At 37.2% G+C, this 6372-nt stretch carries 3 protein-coding genes; 2 read left to right on the forward strand and 1 reads right to left on the reverse strand.

What is annotated here, in order from left to right; all coding sequences use genetic code 11:
- The first annotated feature begins 523 nt into the window (after positions 1-523).
- Entirely contained in the window at positions 524-3046 is a 2523-nt protein-coding gene (locus C200_RS11685) for a hypothetical protein (protein WP_155276085.1), read from the forward strand.
- Here the strand turns inward: C200_RS11685 and C200_RS16200 are convergent.
- Positions 2970-3173 (reverse strand): hypothetical protein, encoded by a 204-nt coding sequence (locus C200_RS16200; RefSeq protein ID WP_080750131.1) that lies wholly within the window; start codon positions 3171-3173, stop codon positions 2970-2972. The genes C200_RS11685 and C200_RS16200 overlap by 77 nt on opposite strands.
- A gap of 528 nt (positions 3174-3701) precedes the next feature.
- Between C200_RS16200 and C200_RS11690 the strand changes: the two genes are divergently transcribed.
- On the forward strand, positions 3702-6341 hold the full coding sequence (locus tag C200_RS11690; protein WP_016211888.1) for a hypothetical protein: 2640 nt from the start codon (positions 3702-3704) through the stop codon (positions 6339-6341).
- Positions 6342-6372: the final 31 nt, after the last annotated feature.

Consider the following 6372-nt stretch of genomic DNA (forward strand, 5'->3'; position numbering starts at 1 on the left):
GTCAGTGCGTAAGGTGAGTGATAGGTAACCTGTTTGCTTCTTTTAATTTTCTATCTTTAAAAGATTGGTGAAACTTGTTAGTAATCGGAAGCTTTTTTACTTAGGCAATAGATCGATTTTTCACTATTAACTTTATGTTGACATAAATATAAAAATTATTTCAGTTTTCCTGATTATAAAATGTACATTTTTATTTCAAAATATTAACAAAAAATTTAATTAAATAGGTTTTTAAATAAGCATCAATAAAAATTATGATTTTTTCCATCATAAATACTATCTAGTAAATTTTGGATTAAAGCGAGTGAGTATTAACTCTGCTATTAATGCACAAAACCTTAAATGCATCCTCAGTAGACCTTAATTATTTTAGTAAAATAATATTGGAGACTTTATCATGCCTAGAGCGAGACCTTCATTACTTTCTCTATTAGGCCAACGCAGGCCACAAACAACTCACGAGGCTGGAAGTTCAACCCCTAATAATTTTCATTATCTTTTAGATGGGCACAGAGAAAAATTTTTGGTACAAGAAGATGCTTATCGATCAATTTCTAAGCCAAAAAGTTTCGCTGGTGCAACGAATAATGCTAAGCATATTATCATTCAACTGGCCGATGATCCAAAAGATTTATTAAGTTCTGGCTTAATTGTATTAGGCCAGCATTTAACTATACCATCTTTTTTTAGGCAAAGACCTGATCAAGATGATACTAGACTGAGGCCCTTGCAAGGCCATATGCATTTTACTTTAAAATATAAAGAACACACGGATCGTCCTCAGGATCCTCCTCGTGAGATAAGAGCATATTACTGCTATGAACAAGGACAAACTCCTGGAATTGGATTGGTGGATAATAAAAGTGGTAAACCGCTGGATCCAGAAATAAAAAGACAACTAAAAGCACGCGCCATTAAATTGATGATGCCACTGATTACTGAAATGGATCAATATATAGGTGATTTTGAAGGTAGAAAATTTGCGTTAGAAAGTAGAATAACAGCGGCCAATGCTCGATTAGCAACTGCAACAGAAGCACTTGAAACGTGGCATTTTGCTCAAGAAGCTCGCGAACTATATCAAGAATGGTTACAGATTATGGATAGTGATGATTATAAGCATGTAAAGAATTTTAGAAGCAATGGTTTATTGCGTACAGATGTAGATGGCTTTACTGTGCAGTCGGCTGGTGGTCGTTTAACTAAAGATAGGTTTGATAAAATATGGCGCGTTACTGCTAAGGCAGCGATGAGTGGGCTTCGAGATATTATTAATCAACTGGAAACTGAGCAGGCTCAATCATCAGGGGAGCATAAATCTGCTGTTGGCGCAGCGCCAAAACACCATAAAAAGAGTAGAAAGGCCAGACGATCTAGAGGAAAAGAGAGAGAGAAGGCAGCTAAAAAGCCGGCGCCAAGACCAGAAGAGACCTTAGAGACTTATTTAGAAAAGGCAGGTAATTGGGTTGCCGCTTATCTGCAGCTACAAGGGGCATTAAATCGTGGAGATTTTCCTAGAGTTAACCAGCTTCTGCAAGGAAGAATGTTTAAAAATAAATGTATATTATTTTATCTTGATTCAGAATCTTTAGGAATATTATGCCGGCCAGAAAATATAGCTGTTTTTAAAAATATATTAACTTCTCAAAAAGATGCACTGATTTTAGACGAAGGCCATAATAAAGTAGCCCTTGCTAATCTTATTAAAAAATTAATTCAAACGGGAAATCTTGAGGGATTATTAGCACTTCATAAGTTGAGGGTGAATCTAGAAAAAACTCTTTGTGATGCAACAGGAAAAGGTTTGAGGCATCACCTTATAGATGTTGCTTATAAAGAAAATAAAGATAAGTTTTATGCATGGTTTTTTGCTAATTTACATGAACAGGGAGTTCGTTGCCTCGATAATGAACAGATTGTTAAAGTAGATTTTGGTGACCGAGTGTGTTGGTTGGATCCGTTAAAAAGAGCAGCTTGCATGGGCTTGCCCAGTTTGACGAGAGCTTTTATGAAAACAGGTGTTAAAGATAGCCTTATATCTGTGCGCTATGTGATTAAAAAAGATGAAGGAAAAGATGAAAAAGGTCGTTGTGATGTAACCGCATGTGATTTTGTTGTAGAAGATATGGTAAGTGAGGAGATAGAGGCAGAGAGATTCGTAGAACAATCTGAATTATTGCTTGCTTTATGCAATAGTCATGACTCAAAAGAAACGGATCATTCAGTTGCTACTGGAGCACAAATATTTTGGCAGCTTATGCAGCAGAGTGAGGGAGGCAATAAAGAGGAAAAGACGGCTTTACTTGTTGATTGCTTAGCTAAAGCCTTTATGCTGAGTAGAATATTTAAGAGTGCAGAAAAACATGGGGCTCTGGATAATACTCTTGTTGGTGCTGTGTACAATGCTATAGGTAATATCTCTCAAAAACTACAGAGAGTGAAGGCGCAGAGAAATCCAAGACTTGTTGTTGCTAGAAAATTAGAAGAAATAAGAGCTTGGATGGCATTGCTGAAATTCGCTATACATGATTCTGTATGCCTCTACTCACAGCGAGGACAAAAGGCAGGACTTATAGATTATGTAATGAGGGAGATTGATGGTTTTAAGCAACGCTATCAGCCTGATATGACATTGAGAACTGACTTAGATAAAGGTTCACAGGGTCAGGATCAGACTGTAGAGTTTAATCCAGTTCATATTGTGGAAATTATGGTGGGTAAGCTTTTAAAATTATTTCCAGTAAGTTCTGTAAGCGTGGATAAGATAGTTGAATGTATAAAGGCACAAGTACTGTTTGCATTTGAAGATGTAGAATTTGATGTATTAAAGCATGTAGAGAGGCATGTTTTAGATGGGTTTCATTTAATGCTAGCTGAACAGCCAGTAAATAATATCGCGTTGGCAAAGTCTAGTATACAGGGGCAGCTAACTGATGATGAAGCAAAAGCTGATGCTGCAATTAATGACCCTAAAATGCTTTTTCTCGAACATCAGCAAGCAGAATTTGAAGTAAGTGAGCCGCCGCTGCGAGCCATGGAGTGCTAGGCACGTAACGCTGTGTGACGCGGACAGCCGAGGGTTTATAGTCGTCGCGTTTTGCTCGGCGATTTTGCATCATTGGATGTGCAAAATACCTACCGAGGTAGCGACGCTTACGAAAGTGTACAAGCATATGGGTATGGTTAATTTGTCTTACTTTTAATATTAATTAAGAGTCGTTTAATTATTATTGATCTGAGCGGCTCTATTAGTAGGGTGAATAAACAGGAAGTTAGGTAAGTGTATGGCGGTATTTAATGCTTGTTATGAAAGTAATTTTTACTGTTAACTCTTTGTTGATATAAAAATGAAAATTATTGATATTTTTCCGATTTTAAAAAATAGAATTGTATTTCATAATGTTAATAGAATTAAAATCCTGATTTTATTTGTAAGTCTGTGGAGGAGGAAGTGATAAAGCGATAATTTTTATGATATCAATAGTATGTCTTTAAAGTATATGAAATTAAGAAAATAGTAATTTAAATTTACTAAATAAATATCAATAAAAGTTATGTTTTTCTATCATAGATCTTATATGGTCTAGAAATCTTTGATTTAAAACTAAGAAAATATTAACCCTGCTGCTAATGCACAAAGCTTTAAATACATTCGCAATAGACTTTAAATATTCTAATAAAATAACACTGGAGACTTTTTTATGCCTGGAGCTGGACACTCACTACTTTCTTTACTAGGCCAACGCAGGCCATATACAACCCATCAGGCCGGAAGTTCAACTCCCAATAAGTTTCATTATTTATTAGATGAGCACAGAGCGAAGCTTTTGGCGCAAGAGAGTGCTTATCGGTCAATTTCTAAGCCAAAAGGCTTTGCAGATCCAATGAATAATGCAAAGCGTATTATCATTAAATTGGCCTATGACCCAGAAAGTTTATTAGCACCTGGATTAATTGTATTAGATTGTCATTTAACTGTGCCATCTTTTTTTAGGAAAAGACCGGATCATGATAGTACTCAGCTTCAACCTTTGCAAGGCCATGCACATTGGACTTTAAAATATAAAGAGCACACGGATCGTCCTCAGGATCCTCCTAATGAGGCAAGGTTATATTATCGATATCAGCAGCAAGGACAACCCCCTGAAATTGGCTTGGTGGACTATAAAAATGGCAGGCCATTGAGTGCAGAAGTCGAAGGTCAGCTAAAAGAGCAAGCCATTGCATTTATGATGCCACTGATTACTGAAGTAGATCGGTTTCTGCAGGCTTTTGAGAAGAGAAAAGCTAATTTAGAAAGAGAAATAACAGAGGCAAATACTCAATTATCTACTGCAACAGGACTGTCTGAAAAATTATCCCTTGCTCTAAAACTTCGTGATTTATATAAGCAGTGGCTTCAGCTTATAGGCGAAGAAAATTATAAGCATGTAAAAAACCTTAGAAATAATGTGTTATCACGCACAGATGAAGATGGCTTTACCGTGCAGTCGGCTAGTGGTCGTCTAACTAAAGGTAAGCTTGATGAAATATGGCGAGTTGCTGCTAAGGCGGCGATGAGTGGGCTGAGAGATATTGCTGATCAATTGAAGTTTGAGCAGGCACAATCATCAGAAGGTCATGCGGCTGCTACAAGTGCAGCGCCAAAACAGCATGGAAAACATGGAAAAAAATCTAGAAGAGCAAAAAAAGCTAGCCGAAGAGGAAAAGGAAAGGCAGATCAAAGGCCAGAACGAAGACAAAAAGAAAATTTAGAAATTTATTTTAAAAGAAATGATCATTTTCTTGCAACTTTCTTGCAACTAGAAAAGGTGCTAATTCAAGGAGACCTTGCTCGATTTGACCAGTTACTACAAGAAGATGCATTTAACAATACATGCATATTATTTTCTTTGAGTTCAGAGGCTTTAAAAGAGTTATGCCGACCAGAAAAGATCGCTTTTTTAAAAAGTATAATAAGTACTCAAAAAGATGCACTGATATTAGGTGTAAAGGACCATAAAACGGTTCTTGTTGATATGTTTAAATCAGCAATAGAGTTTGCCAATGTTGAGTTGTTATTAGAACTTAATAAATTAAAATTAAATGCAGATGAGATTCTTTTTGAGGAAACAAGAAAGAGTTTGCTTCACCATCTTGTTGATTCTGCTGATCAATTCAATAATGAAGACGCCTGTGCCTGGCTTCTCTCTACTCTAGATAACCAAGGGTTTCGTTGTAGGCATACTCAAAAAACAGCGACCATAGACTTTCATGATAACCCGCTACAGCTAACGGGCTTACAATTAGCGGCATGGCAGGGGTTTACGGGATTAGCACGCTGTGCTGTAAAAATAGGCGCTAGAGATAACCTAGCTAGAGTGCATTATCGGCATGAGGGCGGTCAACAAGAGACTTATCGAATAACTGCTACTGATTTTGTAGTCGCTGCTTATTTGCAAGATGATGGGTCATCAAAAAGAGAGGAGTTATATGAGCTGCTGTTAGTTTTATGCAGTAGCCATAGCAAAAGAGAAGTGTCCCACATTCTCGCGAGTAATCGAGTGCTTTGGTTTGATGCTATAAAAGATAAAAGAGAAAATGAATTAGAAAAAACACTACACTTGATTAGTCTTTCGTCTACAGTCGCAAGTACTGATCTTTATAAGCAAAAATCGGAGGCTGAATTTGGTGAGCGTGCTTATGCTATCTACGATGGTGCAATTAAAACGTTTCGAAAGCAACGAAGCCATGCAGAAGCTCACCAAGATCAACATTCTATTGTTCTAGCTTGCATGGGCGAGGCGGTAGCGTGGTTAACCCTATTAAGAGTCACTATGGATTGCAATATATGCCATAATCCAACACCAGGTGCAACAGAAGCATTGACCCGTCAACTGTTGAGAGGTATCGGCTCTCTGAGAAAAGAATACCGTCCTGGTATGGAGTTTAAAACTGACTTAGACATTCTACCAGGAAGGGGGAAGTCTGGAGGTGGGATGCGTTTTGATCCAGATCATATTATGGAAATTGTGGTCGGTCTAATTTTACAGTTACAGCCAAAAAGTGATTTTAAGCAAGTCATAGCTTGGATGCAAAGGCAAGTATTAGTTGGATTAAAAGGTGAAGAGTTTGAAAAATTAAAAAATGTAAGGCGACATGTGCAAGCAGGGTTTGATACTATGCCAACTGAGAGACCAGTAAATACAGCATTGGCAAGAAGAGTAGCACAAAGTCAGTCAACTGAAGATGAAACAAAAGTTGATGATGCAACTGATGACCCTAGAATGCTTTTTCTTCAGCATCAGCAAGAAGCGAATGATACAGGGATTCGTAGTGTACAAGAGTATGAGTGTGGTTAATTTGTCTTATTTGTAAAACTCCAGATATGAT

The organism is Piscirickettsia salmonis LF-89 = ATCC VR-1361, from assembly GCF_000297215.2.
In the GTDB taxonomy this organism is placed as follows: domain Bacteria; phylum Pseudomonadota; class Gammaproteobacteria; order Piscirickettsiales; family Piscirickettsiaceae; genus Piscirickettsia; species Piscirickettsia salmonis.